Consider the following 14,892-nt stretch of genomic DNA (forward strand, 5'->3'; position numbering starts at 1 on the left):
CGCCTCAGCCATCGGTCTCCTTCTCCTCCAACTCGGCCTGCGCGGCCGCATCCTCGCCGAAGCGGGCCAGAAGGGCGTTTTCCAGCCCTTTGTTGTATTCGCGTGCACGTTCGGCATAGGCCGCGTTCTCGGAAATCGGCACGCCAGGCCGCCAGAGCTTCGCCAGATCCAGCATCGCCCCGCGGTCGTGTCGGAAGAAGGCCTCGCGGGCATGATGCGCCTCGGTCTCGGACCAGCCCATGCGTTCGAGCACGTACCGGCCGACCCGCAAGGAACTGTCGAACATCTCACGCACGATCTGATCGGCGCCGGCGCGGAACAGCTCATAGACATGCACGCGATCATAGGCGCGTGCGATGATGTGGATGTCGGGATTGGCCGCGCGGGCCATCTTGGCCAGGCGAACCGCGTCGGCCCGCGAATCCAGCGCGATCACCAGGACCTTCGCTGTGGCCAGGCCCGCCGCCTGCAGCAGTTCCGGCCGGGTGGGGTCGCCCATGTAGGTCTTGATGCCGAAGGTGCGAAGCAGCCGGATCGTCTCAATGTCGCGGTCCAAGACGACGGGGCGCAGCCCGGCCCCCTGCAGCATGCGGTGCACGACCTGTCCGAACCGACCCACGCCCGCGATGATGACATCGGCCTTTTCGTCGATCTTGTCGTCGGGCGCGTCCTCGGTCGCAATCAGCATCCGCATGGTCAGCCGTTCATACAGGATGAACAGAAGCGGCGTCAGCAGCATCGACAGCGCCACCGACAGCAGAAGGATAGCGGCGGCCTCGGCGCCGAACACGCCGTCGGTCACGGCGACCGAAACCAGGACGAATCCGAATTCCCCCGCCTGTGCGAGGCTGAGGGTGAACAGGACGCGATCCCGTCCGCGAAGTCGGAACATCATCCCGAGGGCGAGCAGGATGGCACCCTTCAGCGCGATCACCGCCACCACGAGGCCGAGGACGACGAACGGCGCGCCGAGGAACGTGCCGAAGTCGATGCCCGCGCCCACCGTGATGAAGAACAGTCCCAGCAGGATCCCCTTGAACGGGTCGATATCGGCCTCGAGCTCGTGCCGGAATTCGGAATTGGCCAGAACCACACCGGCCAGGAACGTGCCGAGCGCGGGGGACAGGCCGACCAGCATCATCAGCACGGCGACCCCGATCACGAACAGCAGCGAGACGATCGTGTTCATCTCGCGCAGGCGTGCCCGGCCCGCGAACTGAAAGACCGGACGAGTCAGGAACATTCCGCCCAGAACGACGATCGCGACCGCGGCCAGGGTCGCCGCGGCAGCGCCCCAGCCCGGCAGGCCCCCCACCCAGGACGTCACGTCCGCGGCCATCGTGGCGCCCTCTCCGTCGCCGACCGCCGGAAGCTCCGACCCGTGACCGCCGCCGCCGCCATGGCCAGTCCCCAGCAACGGCATGATCGCCAGCATCGGGATCACCATGATGTCCTGTGCCAGAAGGACCGAGAAGGCCGACCGTCCGCCGGCGGTGGAGGTCAGGTCCTTCTCCGCCAGCGTCTGCATCACGATCGCCGTCGATGAGAGGGAAAAGACCATGCCGATGGCGAGCGACACCTGCCACGTTTGTCCAAGCAGGAACGCGATGCCCGTGATCGCCGCGCAGGTAAGCACCACCTGGCCCAGCCCCAGGCCGAGCAGTCGGGCCCGCATGTCCCAGAGCGCCTTCGGTTCCAGTTCCAGCCCGATGACGAACAGGAGCATCACGACGCCGAATTCGGCGAAGTGCTGCAAGGTTTCCGCCTCCGACCCGACCAGACCCGTGATCGGGCCGATCAGGATGCCCGCGACCAGATAGCCCAGGACGGAACCCAGACCGAAACGCACGGCCAGTGGCACGCAGAGCGTCGCCGCGCCGAGGTAGATCGCCGCCTGGAAAAGGAAGGATTCCATGTCCGAGGTCTAGGGCAGCCCGCATCAAACGGGAAGCGGCCCGTCCCGTTTCGGCTGATCCATCACGATCTGGCTTTGGACCCGGGCGACCGCATCATGCGGCAGAAGCACCCGATGCACGAGGTCGTTCAACTCGGCCAGGGTCGCGCACCAAACCCGCAGCAGGTAATCGGCCTCGCCCGTAAGGGTCCAGACGGACACCACGCGCGGCTCACCCTCCAGAAGGCGCAGGAAGGCGCGGGCCCGTTCGGGAGCATGGCTCGCCATCTGCACCTGAACGAAGGCCTGGACGTTCAGGCCGATCCGATCGGGGTCGAGCCTTGCCGTGATCGCGCGGACATGTCCGGTGGCTTCCAGCCGCGCGCGCCTACGCCCCGCTTGGCTGCCCGAAAGGTTCAGCGCCTGTCCCAACGCCTCGGCCGTCAGGGTGGCGTCTGTCTGCAGAAGGCGCAGCAGCGCGCGGTCCAGATCATCCAACATCAGCGGAGGGTATCATGCGCATCTTCCGCATAGAAGATCTGAACAGTGCGTCAAGGGCGTTGTCCGATACCGAGAGGACGCCCGTTATGCGCACCCTTCGCTTCGGACCTATGCGATCTTCGGGAAAACCGAATTGGAGGATTTCCATGGGCCCCTTTCCCCACGACGCCCCCTATGCCGAGGTCTCGGAACAGAACCCGGCCGGCACCGATGGCTTCGCTTTCGTCGAGTTTGCGCACGAGGATCCGCAGGCCCTTCGCGACGTCTTCACCCGGCAGGGCTACACCCATGTCGCCAGTCACAGGACCAAGGCGGTGGAGCTTTGGCAGCAGGGCGACATCAGCTATCTGCTGAATGCCGAGCCGGGCGGGCACGCGGTGGAATTCGTGGCGGAGCATGGCCCCTGTGCCCCTTCGATGGGTTGGCGCGTGGCCGATGCGGACCATGCCTACGCGCATGCGGTCGCGTGCGGCGCGCAGGGCTATGACGGGCCGGGTCGGACGATGGATGTGCCCGCGATTATCGGCATCGGTGGCAGCCTGATCTATTTCATCGACCAGTATCGCGACGCCTCGCCCTTCAACGCCGAGTTCGACTGGATCGCGAAAGCGCATCCCGAGGGCGTGGGGTTCCACTACCTCGACCACCTGACGCACAACGTGCACAAGGGAAACATGGACAAATGGTTCCGGTTCTACGGCGACCTGTTCAACTTCCGCGAGATTCGGTTCTTCGATATCAAAGGCAAATATTCCGGGCTTCTGAGTCGCGCGCTGACCTCGCCCTGCGGCCGGATCCGCATCCCGATCAACGAGGACCGCGGCGAGTCCGGGCAGATCGTCGAATATCTGAAGCGCTACAACGGCGAGGGAATCCAGCACATCGCGGTCGGCGCGAAGGACATCTACGCGGCCGTCGACGCCATCGCAGAGAACGGCGTGAAGTTCATGCCCAAGCCGCCGCAAACCTACTACGAGATGAGCCGGGAGCGCGTGGTCGGCCACGAGGAGCCGCTGGACCGCATGGAACGGCATGGCATCCTGATCGATGGCGAAGGCGTGATCGACGCCGATGGCGGCGAACGGCAGACCCGCATCCTGCTGCAGATCTTCTCGCGGACCTGCATCGGCCCGATCTTCTTCGAGTTCATCCAGCGCAAGGGAGACGATGGGTTCGGCGAGGGCAACTTCAAGGCCCTGTTCGAGTCGATCGAGGCCGATCAGGTCGCCCGCGGGGTCCTTTCGGCCGAGTGATGAGTCCGCCGCCGATCGGCGCGCGAAGTTGCGATCCGCGCTGATTTCGACGGAACATTCGGTGCCCTCTCCCCGTTCGGTCTACGAAGCACCGATCGGGCCCGGCAATGCGCCATGCTACCCGCCACCAGATCGCGGCGCCACGTCGCGGCGACGCGGGCCAGAACCGTCCGGAACGTCCGACCGCCGCACGCGGGGCCGGGCAGGACACACCCTTTCGAGGCTTCGGTTTGGGAATTGGTCGACCGGACCCGCCTTGGCCGCAGCGGCGGCGCGGGATTGTCGGCCTGACGAGGCTCCGGACGCTTCCCGGTGGTTGTGCGGTGCGGGGAGTGGCCGTTTGAGCGGCGCCCCGGTCCGAAAGGGCCGGGGCGTCTTCTGTCGCACTTACGCCTGGCGCAGCGTCTGCCTGCGCCGCATGCCGAAAGTCACCGCGAACATCGCCGTCAGCACCAGAACCACCGTCGGGGCGGGCGCACTGTCGAACCAGAAACTTGCATAGACGCCCATGAGCATGCCCGACATGCATACCGCCACCGCCACCACGAGCATGCGTCCGAAGCTGCGCGTCGACAGGAACGCGACCGCCCCCGGCGTCACCAGGAGCGCCACCGCCAGGATCAGGCCGACCGCCGACAGGACCGAAACCACCGTCAGCGACAGGACCGTGAGCAGCCCGTAATGCAGCCATCCGGTCCGCAGGCCCGACGCCTGCGCCTGTGCGGGATCGAACGCATGCAGAAGGAAATCGCGCCATTTGAGACCCAGAACCGCGACCACGGGTGCGGAGATCGCAAGCGCGGTCCACAGGTCCGCCGGTCCGACTCCCAGCATGTTGCCGAAAAGGATGTGGTCGAGATGGGCGTCGGACGGGAAGGCGACGAACAGGATCAGCCCGATCGCGAACATGCCCGAAAAGACGACGCCCATGACCGTATCGCGCTTCACGCGGCTGTTCTCGGCCAAATACCCGGTCAGCAGCGCGCAGGACATGCCGGCGGCGAATGCCCCGGCGATCAGGGGTAGACCCAGGATATAAGCCAGCACCACGCCGGGTAGGATGGCGTGGCTGACCGCGTCGCCCATCAGGGCCCAGCCCTTCATGACCAGAAAACACGACAGAAGCGCGGTTGGCGGCGCCACGATCAGCGAGATCAGGAAGGCGTTCCGCATGAAAGGAAACTGGAACGGCAGCAGAAGCGTCTCGATCATGCCGCGCGCGCCCGCCTGCGCGAAGCCAGAAGGCCGTGCCGCGGCGCGAGGACGAAGGCCAGCAGGAACACGGCTGTCTGCAGCGCCACGATGATGCCGCCGGTCGCCCCGTCGAGGAAGAAGCTGAGATAGGCACCTACGAGGCTGGTCGTCGACCCGATGGCGACCGAGGCCGCGAGCAGCCTGGGAAACCGATCGCAGAGCAGGTAGGCGGTCGCACCGGGCGTCACAACCATGGCGATGACGAGGAATGCCCCGACGGTCTGCATTGCGGCCACCACGCTGGCCGAGAGCAGGGTGAAGAACACGAATTTCAGCACGTCCGGGCGCAGCCCGATGGACCGGGCGTGGTTCTCGTCGAAGAAGGTGACCATCAGGTCCTTCCATTTGAACAACAGCACGGCGAGCGAGACGAGCCCGATCAGCGCGAGCTGCAGCGTATCCTCGGGCGTGATGGACAGAATGTTGCCCATGGTGATCGTCTGGACGGAGATGGCAACCGGGTTCACCGACACCATGAACAGGCCCAGACCGAAGAACGAGGTGAAGATGATGCCGATGATGACGTCGGCCTTCAGGCCCGACCGTCCGGTCAGGAACAGCATCGCCCCGGCTGCGAGCCCCCCCGACAGGAACGCGCCGAATGCGAAGGGCAGGCCCAGCATGTAGGCCCCCGCGACGCCCGGCACGACCGAGTGGGACAGCGCGTCGCCGATCAGCGACCATCCCTTGAGCATCAGGTAGCACGACAGGAACGCGCAAACGGCGCCGACCAGAGCCGACACCCACATCGCGTTGACCATGTAGGAATAGGCGAACGGTTCAAGCACCGGGTTCGTCGTCCTTCTCGCCGTAGAGGACGAAGGGCCGTTCGTCGTCGGTGATGATGCGGACCTCGCGCGCATCGTCGTCGTCATGCAGGTCGGTCCCGCCCAGGGTGAAGTGACGCAGCACGCCCCCGAAAGCGCGTTCCAGGTTCTCGCGGGTGAAGACCTCTTCCGTCGGGCCATAGGCCATGACGGTGCCCTTCACCAGCACGGTCCGGTCGCAAAACTCGGGCACGGATCCGAGGTTGTGGGTCGAAACCAGCATCACCCGCCCCTCCGCCCGCATTTCGCGCAGAAGGGCCACGATCTGGTCCTCGGTCTTCACATCGACGCCGGTGAAGGGCTCGTCCAGCAGGATGACCTGGCCATCCTGCGCCAGAGCGCGGGCCAGGAAGACGCGCTTGCGCTGGCCGCCGGACAGCTCGCCGATCTGGCGGCGGCGATAGGCCGACATGCCGACGCGGTCCAGCGCGCGACCGACCGCTGCGAGGTCGGCGGCGCGGGGTCTGCGCAACGGGCCCATATGGCCGTATCGGCCCATCATCACCACGTCCTCGACCAAGACGGGAAAGGCCCAGTCGACCTCCTCGGATTGGGGGACATAGGCCACGATATTCTTGCGTAGCGCCGCGCGCACCGTGTGACCCAGCAGGCGGATCTCGCCCGAACGCGCCGGCACGAAACCCATGATCGCCTTGAACAGCGTCGACTTGCCCGCACCGTTCACGCCGACAAGGGCCGTGACCGTGCCCCGGGGAATATGAAAGGTCGCGTCGCGCAGCGCGGTGTGGCCGTTCCGATACGTGACGGTCACGTCCGTCGCATCGATCCCGCCGCCATCCTGCACATTGTTGAGCATGGCCTAGTCCGACGCCGTCAGGCCGTTCGCGACGGTCTCGGCGGTGACGCGCAGCAGATCCAGATAGGTCGGGACGGGGCCGTCCGCCGCCGAGAGGCTGTCGACATAGAGTTCGCCCCCATAGCGGGCGCCGGTTTCACGCGCGACCTGCCGCGCGGGATCGGTATTGACCGTGCTTTCGCAGAACACGACCGGGATCTCGTGTTCGCGGACGCTGTCGATCACACGGCGCACCTGCTGCGGCGTGCCGACCGCGTCGGTGTTCATCGGCCAGAGATACAGCTCCGTCAGATCGAGATCGCGGGCGAGATAGCTGAACGCCCCCTCGCAGGTGACCAGCCAACGGTCCTCTTCCGGCAGGGCGGCGATCCGTTCGCGCACCGGGTCCAGCACGGCTGCGATCCGGTCCTTGTAGGCGGCCGCGTTGGCGGCATAGGTCTCGGCATTCGCGGGGTCGGCAGCGGCCAGCGCATCGCGGATGTTATCGACATAGATCAGCGCGGCATCCGTTCCGATCCAGGCGTGCGGGTTGGTTTGCCCCTCATACGCGCCCTCGGCGATGGGGATGGGCGCGATGCCCTCGCTAACGGTCACGGCGGGAATGTCGCCCAGGTTCGCCAGGAACTGCTCGAACCACAACTCCAGGTTCAGTCCGTTCCAAAGGATCAGATCCGCGTCAGACGCTCCTACCAAGTCGCGTGGCGTTGGAGAGTATCCATGGATCTCGGCGCCGGGTTTGGTGACCGAAACGACCTCGGCCGCGTCCCCGGCGACGTTGCGGGCCATGTCGGCGATCACGGTGAAGGTTGTAACGACCTTCAGCTTGTCGTCCGCTATCGCGGGCGTGGCGAGAAATACGGTGGCGAGGAGCGCGCGAAACATCGGAAGCCTGCGATTGAGAATTATTCGCAGAAGTGGCTTCGCGACGGGAAATGTCAAGGGCCGCCCCGTGGCACGGCCCCAAACGCGTCAGTCGATCTTCGGCAGCAGCGTGTCCAACGAGGCCTTGGCGTCGCCGTAGAACATCCGCGTGTTGTCCTTGAAGAAGAGCGGGTTCTCGATGCCCGAATAGCCCGTCCCCTGGCCACGCTTGGACACGAAGACCTGCTTGGCCTTCCACACTTCCAGCACCGGCATTCCCGCGATGGGGCTGTTCGGATCGTCCTGCGCCGCAGGGTTCACGATGTCGTTCGACCCGATGACGATGGCGACGTCGGTCGACGGGAAGTCGTCGTTGATCTCGTCCATCTCCAGCACGATGTCGTAGGGCACCTTCGCCTCGGCCAGCAGCACGTTCATGTGGCCGGGCAGGCGACCCGCGACGGGGTGGATCGCGAACCGTACCTCCTTGCCCTTCGCGCGCAGCTTGCGCGTCAGGTCGGCCACCGCGCCCTGCGCCTGCGCCACGGCCATGCCGTAGCCCGGCACGATGACCACGCTGTCGGCCTCGTTCAACGCCTGCGCCACGCCGTCCGCGTCAATGGCGACTTGCTCGCCCTCGACCTCCATCGCCGGGCCCGACGTTCCGCCGAAGCCGCCCAGGATGACCGACACGAAGCTGCGGTTCATCGCCTTGCACATGATGTAGCTCAGGATCGCACCTGAGGAGCCGACCAGCGCGCCGACCACGATCAACAGGTCGTTGCCGAGCGAGAACCCGATCGCCGCCGCCGCCCAGCCCGAATAGGAGTTCAGCATCGAGACGACGACCGGCATGTCCGCCCCGCCGATCCCCATGATCAGGTGGTACCCGATGAAGAGTGCGGCCAGCGTCATCAGGAAGAGCGGGAAGAACCCGCCCGAGGCCGTGTACCAGAACAGGCACAGGATCGAGATTGCCGCCGCCGCCGCGTTCAACAAGTGCCCGCCCGGCAGCTTCTTCGCCGCGGAATCCACGCGGCCCGCCAGCTTGCCATAGGCGACGACCGAACCGGTGAACGTGATCGCGCCGATGAGGACGCCCAGGAACAGCTCGACCCGCAGGATGGTGATTTCTGTTTCGGTCTTGTGCGCCACCACGGCGGCGAAACCGCGGAACGTCTCGGCCACGGCGTTCGCCGCCGCGTTGGCCAGATGTGCCCCCTCGACGGCAAGCGGGAAGGGCACGTCGGCGCGGAAGAAGGCCGCGGCCACGCGCCCAATCTCGATATGGGCATTGATGCCGACGAAGACCGCCGCAAGGCCCACCAGCGAGTGCATTGCCGCGACCAGTTCCGGCATTTGCGTCATCTGCACGCGCTGCGACAGCTGCATCCCGATGAAGCCGCCCCCCGCGATCAGGATCAGCGACAGCAGCCATAGCCCCGATCCCGGCCCGATCAACGTGGCGACGACGGCGAGCGCCATGCCCGCGATCCCGTACCAGACGGCGCGCTTGGCGCTTTCCTGGCCCGACAAGCCGCCCAGTGAGAGGATGAACAAGACGGCGGCCACGACATAGGCCGCGATGGTGAATCCGTAATCCATTGCGTTCGTCCCGCCTTACGATTTCTGGAACATGGCGAGCATGCGCCGCGTGACCATGAAGCCGCCGAAGATGTTGATCCCGGCCATGAAGACGCTGAGCGCCGCGAGGATCATCACCAGCCAGGAGCCGGAGCCGATCTGCATCAGCGCCCCCAGGATGATGATCGAGGAGATGGCGTTCGTCACTGCCATCAGCGGGGTGTGCAGGCTGTGCGCGACGCCCCAGATCACCTGGAAGCCGACGAAGACCGACAGCACGAAGACGATGAAATGCTGCATGAAGCTGGCCGGCGCGACGAGCCCGACCAGCAGCAGCAGGACCGCGCCCCCGCCCAGAAGCGCCACCTGGTTGCGAGTCTGCGCCTTGAACGCGGCGACCTCGGTCGCGCGCTGTTCCTCGGCGGTGGGGATGACCACCTTTTCCCTGGGCTTGGCGGCGATGGCCGCGACCTTGGGCGGCGGGGGCGGCCAGGTGACCTCGCCCCCATGCGCGACGGTCGCGCCCCGGATCACGTCGTCCTCCATGTCGTGCACGACCACGCCGTTCTTGTCGGGCGTCAGGTCGGCCATCATGTGACGGATGTTGTTGCCGTAAAGCGTGCTGGATTGCGCCGCCATCCGGCTCGGGAAGTCGGTATAGCCGATGATGGTGACGCCGTTGTCGGTCACGAATTTCTCGTCCGGTCGGGTCAACTCGCAGTTTCCGCCCCGCTCGGCGGCCAGGTCGACGATGACCGATCCGGGCTTCATCGCCTTGACCATGTCCTCCGTCCAGAGAACCGGCGCCGGGCGGTTCGGGATCAGCGCGGTCGAGATGACGATATCGATATCCGGCGCCAATTCGCGGAACTTCTTCAGCTGCCTGGCCTGGAATTCCGGACTGGACGGGGGCGCATAGCCGCCCGTTTCGGCCCCGTCGGGCAGTTCGCTGTCCTCGAACTCCAGGAAGACGAACTCCGCACCCATCGACTCGATCTGCTCGGCCACTTCGGGTCGCACGTCGAACGCATAGGTGACCGCGCCCAGCGAGGTCGACGTCCCGATCGCGGCCAACCCGGCCACGCCCGCACCGATCACCAGCACCTTGGCCGGCGGCACCTTGCCCGCCGCCGTGACCTGGCCGGTGAAGAAGCGGCCGAAATTGTTCCCCGCCTCGATCACTGCGCGGTAGCCCGCGATATTCGCCATCGACGACAGCGCGTCCATCTTCTGCGCCCGGCTGATGCGGGGCACCATGTCCATCGCGATGGCCGTCGCGCCCTTCGACTTGACCAGTTCCATCAACGCCTCGTTCGAGGACGGATAGAAGAAGCTGATCAGCGTCTGCCCCTTGGTCAGGCGCTTGGCCTCGGTCTCGGTCGGGGGGCGGACCTTGGCGACGATATCGACCGCCTTGAAAAGTGCCGCGGCCGTCTTCACGATCTCGACGCCCGCGTCCCGATAGGCCTGGTTGGTAAACCCGGCCGCCGCGCCCGCGCCCGTCTCGACGAAGACCTCGTGGCCCAGCTTCTGCAGATGCCCCGCGCTTTCCGGCGTGATCGCCACGCGGGCTTCGCCCTCATGGACCTCTTTCGGTGCGCCGATCTTCATTGCATGCTCTCCCCGGGCGATGGCAGTGCTGTCGTCCTATCTGCGGCGCTCAGGATGCTCAAGGCAACAGGCGCCGTTGCGACACTTCATTGCGTACGGGGGAATGACGTTGGGGCAGTTCTTGAAGGGCAGGCACGCCCTGATCTCCGGCGGCGGCACCGGCATCGGTCGCGCCATCGCCGAAGCGCTGATGGTCGAGGGGGCAACGGTTACCGTGACCGGACGGCGGGCAGGGCCATTGCAGACCGTGACCGGCGCCGCGCCGGTGGTCATGGACGTGGCGGATCCGTCCTCCGTCACCGCGGGCATCGCCACGGCCCGCGACCAAAACGGGCCCATCCATATCTGCGTCCCGAATGCCGGCATCGCCGTCGGTGCGTCCCTTGCCAAGACCGACGAGGAGATGTGGCGCGCCGTCATGGCCACCAACCTGGACGGCGCCTATCGCGTGATCCGTGCTTGCCTGCCGGACATGGACGATTGGGGACGGGTGATCGCCGTGTCGTCCATCGCAGGTCTGAAGGGGCTGAAAGGCGCCGCGGCCTACACCGCATCCAAGCACGGCCTGATCGGCCTCATCCGCGCGCTGGCCGCCGACCATCTGGGCCGAGGCGTCACGTTCAACGCCCTCTGCCCCGGCTATGTCGACACCGACATCGTCACCGACAACACCGCGCGCATCATGTCTCGGACCGGCATGTCCGAGTCCGACGCGCGCGAGGTCATGATCGGCGCGAATCCGCATCGCCGATTGATCGAGGTCGAGGAGGTCGCGGGCGCCGCGCTTTGGCTTTGCGGTGCGAACGCGCGAAGCGTGAACGGCCAGGCCATCCAAATCGCCGGAGGAGAGTTCTGATGGACTGGTCCGCCTTCCGCGATCGCTTCCACCTGCCCGACGGCGTGATCTATCTCGACGGCAACTCGCTCGGCCCGCTGCCCAAGGCAACCGCCGACCGCGTCCGCCGAACGGTCGAGGAGGAATGGGGCGATGGCTTGGTCCGAAGCTGGAACGACGCCGGCTGGATGGACTGGCCGGCGCGCCTCGGCGACCGGATCGGCCGCCTGATCGGCGCACCGGCGGGGTCGGTCGTCGTCGGCGACACGCTTTCGATCAAGGTCTATCAGGCGCTCGCCTCCGCGCTCGAACTCAACCTCGGACGACGCGTGGTCCTGTCGGACAGCGGCAATTTTCCAAGCGATCTCTACATGGCCGAGGGGCTGATCGCCTCGCTCGGGCGGGGGCACGAAATGCGGATCGTCGCGCCCGAAGCGGTGGCGGATGCGATCGACGACGACGTGGCTGTCATGCTGCTGACGCAGGTCGACTACCGTACGGGACGAATGCACGACATGGCCGACCTGACGGCACGGGCGCGCGCAGCCGGTGCCGTCACGGTCTGGGATCTGGCGCATTCCGCCGGCGCGCACGAGGTGAACCTGACCCGGGCCGGCGCCGATTTCGCGGTCGGCTGCACCTACAAATACCTGAACGGCGGACCCGGCGCGCCGGCCTTCATCTACGTCCGCCCCGACCTGCATGACCGTGTCCGCCCGGCGCTGTCGGGCTGGCTGGGCCATGCGGAACCCTTCGCGTTCGATGCGGCGTATCGTCCCGGCGCGGGCATCGCGCGGATGCGGGTCGGGACCCCGGCCGTGCTGCAGCTCGCGGCGCTTGAAGCGGCGCTCGACATCTGGGACGACGTCGACATGGCCGCGCTTCGGGCCCGGTCGCAGCAGCTTTCGGACAGGTTCGCCCGGGGCGTGGCGGCACGGTGTCCCGATCTGGCCCCTGCGCTCGACCCGCATGTTCCGCGCGGCTCGCAATTCAGCCTGCGTCACCCGCAGGGCTATGCCATTATGCAGGCCTTGATCGCCCGCGGTGTGATCGGCGATTTCCGCGCGCCCGACATCCTGCGCTTCGGCTTCACCCCGCTATTCATCGGCGAGGCGGAAGTCGATGGCGCGGTCGATCACCTGGCCGATGTTCTGGACACGCGCGCCTTTGAACACGCGGAATTTGCCCGGCGCCGCATGGTGACGTGAATGGAACATATACCTTCGCATGCCGCGAAACGACTTTGCCCTCCGACGGACGTCCGCTAGCTCCTGACAGGAAAGGCCGCCACCGGAGACTGCGATGCTGCGCGACCATCCCCTGCGCTACGAGTTGGCGAACGAGTTGCACGCGCGGCCCTTCCCGACCCTTCGCGCACCTTGCCGGGCCGCGTTCCTGGCCATCAAGCCTGAAACCGACGCCGCCAATCGCGACCGTGCCGCCGATCGCGCCCATCTGGAGGCGCTGCTCGACCGGTTCGGCGCGGCGCACCCCGCGCCGGGGGCCACGCATTTCTTCGGCGCGCTGGGAAAGCACCGCCTGAAATGGGAGAGCCATACCGAGTTCGTCACCTACACGCTCTTCACCGACAACGTGGCCGACCGCCCCTTCGACGGCAGCACCTTCGCCGATTTCCCGCCCGACTGGCTGGCCGAGGCGCCGGGCGTGACGCTGACGTCTGCACTGGTGCGGGTCGAGGCCGGGATCCAGCCCGCCGAGATCGACGGCAAGCTGAACGACTGGTTCTCGGCAGAGAGCCTGGCCGTCAGCCGCGTCCTGGACGACAGCGCGGTGATCGCCAGCGACTTCCGCATCGACAGCGCGGGGCATGTCCGCTTCGCCGTCTTCGCTGCCGAGGACACCGGCGAACGGCGCGTCGGCCGGATCGTTCAACGCCTTTGCGAGATCGAGACCTACAAGACCGTGGCGATGCTGGCCTTGCCGCGGGCGCGCGCGTTGTCGGCCGAACTGGCGCAGATGGATCAGACCCTGTCGTCGCTGGTCGGTGGTCTTCGCGCCGGCGCCGCGCAGACCGAAGAGACGCTGGCCGGCCTTCTGACCATCGGGTCCGACCTAGAGTCGATGCTCGCGCGGTCGTCCTTTCGCTTCGGCGCGCGTGAGGCCTACGAGGCTCTGGTCGAGCAGCGGATCTCCGTCCTTCGGGAGACGCGTTTCGGCGGGCGACAGACCTTTGCCGAATTCATGATGCGCCGCTTTGATCCGGCCATGCGTACCTGCAAATCCGTCCAGCGCCGAATGGAAGCAATGGCCGAACGGGCCAAGCGTGCGGGGGATCTGCTGTCGACCCGCGTGAATGTCGACCGGTCCGAGCAGAATGCCCGATTGCTGCGGTCGATGGACGAACGGGCCGGGATGCAGTTGCGCCTGCAGCGCACGGTCGAGGGGTTGTCGGTCGTGGCCATCAGCTATTACGCGCTGGGTCTGGTATCGGCGCTGCTCTATCCGGTCGGCGCGCGGGCGGGCCTGACCAAGGAAATGGTGGCCGCGCTTGTCGTGCTCCCGGTGGTCATCCTCGTGTGGATGGTTGTCCAACGCATCCGTCGTGGCATGGGCAGCTAGGCGCCGTCCGCCTCCGCACGGATGAGGCTGCCGGCGCCGTGGCTGGTGAACAGTTCCAGCAGGACGGCGTTCGGCACCCGACCGTCCAGGATCACGACGGCCCGGACCCCCGCGGCCAAGGCGTCGAGTGCGGTTTCCGTCTTCGGGATCATCCCGCCCGCGATCACGCCCGCCTCGGTCAGCTCGCGAACCTTCGCCGCCGATAGCTGGGTCACCACCTCGCCTGTAGCGTCCTTGACGCCCGACACGTCCGTCAACAACAGCAGGCGATCCGCCTTCAGCGCCCCGGCGATGGCCCCGGCCGCGGTGTCGCCGTTGACGTTGAACGTCTCGTCGGCCTCGCCCGTCCCGATGGGCGCGATGACGGGGATCATCTCGTCGCGGAACAACGAATGGAGAAGCGACGGATCGACCCGCGACGGGGCGCCGACGAACCCCAGCTCCGGATCGGCCTGGGTGCAGACCATCATGTCGGCATCCTTGCCGGACAGGCCAACCGCACGCCCGCCGGCCGAGTTGATGGCCTGCACGATCCGCTTGTTGACCTGACCGGCCAGGACCATCTCGACCACGCGGACCGTCTCGGCATCGGTGACGCGCTTGCCGCGCACGAATTCCGAGGTGACGCCGAGGCGCGCCAGCAGCTCGTTTATCATCGGACCGCCGCCGTGGACGATCACCGGATTGATGCCCACCGTCCGCATCAGCACGACGTCGCGCGCGAAGCTGGCCATCCCCTCGTCCGACCCCATCGCATGGCCGCCCAGCTTGATGACGACGACGGCGTCGTCATAGCGGGTCAGATAGGGCAGCGCCTCGTTCAGGGTGCGCGCGATGGCGGCGTTGTCGCGGGTCATGGCGTCCTGGGTCCTCAT

13 protein-coding genes are annotated in these 14,892 nt (G+C 66.6%); 4 read left to right on the forward strand and 9 right to left on the reverse strand.

Annotation, left to right across the window (positions count from 1 at the left end; translation table 11 throughout):
- Positions 1–4 precede the first annotated feature (4 nt).
- Together MWU52_RS17400 and MWU52_RS17405 are read right to left on the reverse strand one after the other, a co-directional pair.
- A complete protein-coding gene (locus MWU52_RS17400) occupies positions 5–1,915 on the reverse strand; it encodes a cation:proton antiporter (protein WP_246954403.1) in 1,911 nt (636 codons plus the stop codon).
- Between the two features lie 24 nt (positions 1,916–1,939).
- Positions 1,940–2,395, reverse strand: coding sequence for an Lrp/AsnC family transcriptional regulator (locus tag MWU52_RS17405; protein ID WP_246954405.1), 456 nt, complete (start codon positions 2,393–2,395; stop codon positions 1,940–1,942).
- Positions 2,396–2,541: 146 nt separating this feature from the next.
- On the opposite strand from MWU52_RS17405, the gene hppD reads away from it, so the two are divergent.
- On the forward strand, positions 2,542–3,648 hold the full coding sequence (gene hppD / locus MWU52_RS17410) for a 4-hydroxyphenylpyruvate dioxygenase (protein ID WP_246954407.1): 1,107 nt from the start codon (positions 2,542–2,544) through the stop codon (positions 3,646–3,648).
- A gap of 387 nt (positions 3,649–4,035) precedes the next feature.
- Here hppD and MWU52_RS17415 read toward each other — a convergent pair whose 3' ends face one another.
- The 6 genes from MWU52_RS17415 to MWU52_RS17440 form a co-directional block, all read right to left on the reverse strand.
- Positions 4,036–4,860 (reverse strand): metal ABC transporter permease, encoded by an 825-nt coding sequence (locus tag MWU52_RS17415; protein WP_246954409.1) that lies wholly within the window; start codon positions 4,858–4,860, stop codon positions 4,036–4,038.
- Positions 4,857–5,663, reverse strand: coding sequence for a metal ABC transporter permease (locus MWU52_RS17420; RefSeq protein WP_246954662.1), 807 nt, complete (start codon positions 5,661–5,663; stop codon positions 4,857–4,859). Before MWU52_RS17420 ends, MWU52_RS17415 begins: the two co-directional genes overlap by 4 nt.
- 19 nt (positions 5,664–5,682) lie before the next feature.
- Positions 5,683–6,546, reverse strand: a complete 864-nt coding sequence (locus MWU52_RS17425; protein ID WP_246954411.1) for a manganese/iron ABC transporter ATP-binding protein — start codon at positions 6,544–6,546, stop codon at positions 5,683–5,685.
- 3 nt (positions 6,547–6,549) lie between these two features.
- Positions 6,550–7,428: a metal ABC transporter substrate-binding protein gene (locus MWU52_RS17430; RefSeq protein WP_246954413.1), complete on the reverse strand. Its 879-nt coding sequence runs from the start codon at positions 7,426–7,428 to the stop codon at positions 6,550–6,552.
- An 87-nt stretch (positions 7,429–7,515) separates the two neighbouring features.
- The gene (locus tag MWU52_RS17435) at positions 7,516–9,012 is read right to left on the reverse strand and encodes an NAD(P)(+) transhydrogenase (Re/Si-specific) subunit beta (RefSeq protein ID WP_246954415.1); all 1,497 of its coding nucleotides are present in this window, start codon (positions 9,010–9,012) and stop codon (positions 7,516–7,518) included.
- A gap of 15 nt (positions 9,013–9,027) precedes the next feature.
- The gene (locus MWU52_RS17440; protein WP_246954417.1) at positions 9,028–10,602 is read right to left on the reverse strand and encodes a Re/Si-specific NAD(P)(+) transhydrogenase subunit alpha; all 1,575 of its coding nucleotides are present in this window, start codon (positions 10,600–10,602) and stop codon (positions 9,028–9,030) included.
- A 121-nt stretch (positions 10,603–10,723) separates the two neighbouring features.
- On the opposite strand from MWU52_RS17440, the gene MWU52_RS17445 reads away from it, so the two are divergent.
- The 3 genes from MWU52_RS17445 to MWU52_RS17455 all read left to right on the forward strand — a co-directional run bounded on the left by MWU52_RS17445 (position 10,724) and on the right by MWU52_RS17455 (position 14,017).
- A complete protein-coding gene (locus tag MWU52_RS17445) occupies positions 10,724–11,458 on the forward strand; it encodes an SDR family oxidoreductase (RefSeq protein WP_246954419.1) in 735 nt (244 codons plus the stop codon).
- Positions 11,458–12,645 (forward strand): kynureninase, encoded by a 1,188-nt coding sequence (kynU, locus tag MWU52_RS17450; protein ID WP_246954421.1) that lies wholly within the window; start codon positions 11,458–11,460, stop codon positions 12,643–12,645. Before MWU52_RS17445 ends, kynU begins: the two co-directional genes overlap by 1 nt.
- A gap of 94 nt (positions 12,646–12,739) precedes the next feature.
- A complete protein-coding gene (locus MWU52_RS17455) occupies positions 12,740–14,017 on the forward strand; it encodes a DUF3422 domain-containing protein (RefSeq protein ID WP_246954422.1) in 1,278 nt (425 codons plus the stop codon).
- Here the strand turns inward: MWU52_RS17455 and argB are convergent.
- Positions 14,014–14,892 (reverse strand): acetylglutamate kinase, encoded by an 879-nt coding sequence (gene argB / locus MWU52_RS17460; protein WP_246954665.1) that lies wholly within the window; start codon positions 14,890–14,892, stop codon positions 14,014–14,016. The two genes, MWU52_RS17455 and argB, sit on opposite strands and share 4 nt — an antisense overlap.

Origin of the sequence: Jannaschia sp. S6380, assembly GCF_023015695.1 — a bacterium.
In the GTDB taxonomy this organism is placed as follows: Bacteria; Pseudomonadota; Alphaproteobacteria; order Rhodobacterales; family Rhodobacteraceae; genus Jannaschia.

Bases quoted from the DNA above. Each gene is read 5' to 3' on its own strand.
- MWU52_RS17415 (WP_246954409.1), bottom strand. From the start codon at position 4,860: ATGATCGAGACGCTTCTGCTGCCGTTCCAGTTTCCTTTCATGCGGAAC.
- MWU52_RS17400 (WP_246954403.1), bottom strand. From the start codon at position 1,915: ATGGAATCCTTCCTTTTCCAGGCGGCGATCTACCTCGGCGCGGCGACG.
- MWU52_RS17430 (WP_246954413.1), bottom strand. From the start codon at position 7,428: ATGTTTCGCGCGCTCCTCGCCACCGTATTTCTCGCCACGCCCGCGATA.
- MWU52_RS17420 (WP_246954662.1), bottom strand. From the start codon at position 5,663: ATGGTCAACGCGATGTGGGTGTCGGCTCTGGTCGGCGCCGTTTGCGCG.
- kynU (WP_246954421.1), top strand. From the start codon at position 11,458: ATGGACTGGTCCGCCTTCCGCGATCGCTTCCACCTGCCCGACGGCGTG.
- hppD (WP_246954407.1), top strand. From the start codon at position 2,542: ATGGGCCCCTTTCCCCACGACGCCCCCTATGCCGAGGTCTCGGAACAG.
- MWU52_RS17435 (WP_246954415.1), bottom strand. From the start codon at position 9,012: ATGGATTACGGATTCACCATCGCGGCCTATGTCGTGGCCGCCGTCTTG.
- argB (WP_246954665.1), bottom strand. From the start codon at position 14,892: ATGAGGACCCAGGACGCCATGACCCGCGACAACGCCGCCATCGCGCGC.
- MWU52_RS17425 (WP_246954411.1), bottom strand. From the start codon at position 6,546: ATGCTCAACAATGTGCAGGATGGCGGCGGGATCGATGCGACGGACGTG.
- MWU52_RS17440 (WP_246954417.1), bottom strand. From the start codon at position 10,602: ATGAAGATCGGCGCACCGAAAGAGGTCCATGAGGGCGAAGCCCGCGTG.
- MWU52_RS17405 (WP_246954405.1), bottom strand. From the start codon at position 2,395: ATGTTGGATGATCTGGACCGCGCGCTGCTGCGCCTTCTGCAGACAGAC.
- MWU52_RS17455 (WP_246954422.1), top strand. From the start codon at position 12,740: ATGCTGCGCGACCATCCCCTGCGCTACGAGTTGGCGAACGAGTTGCAC.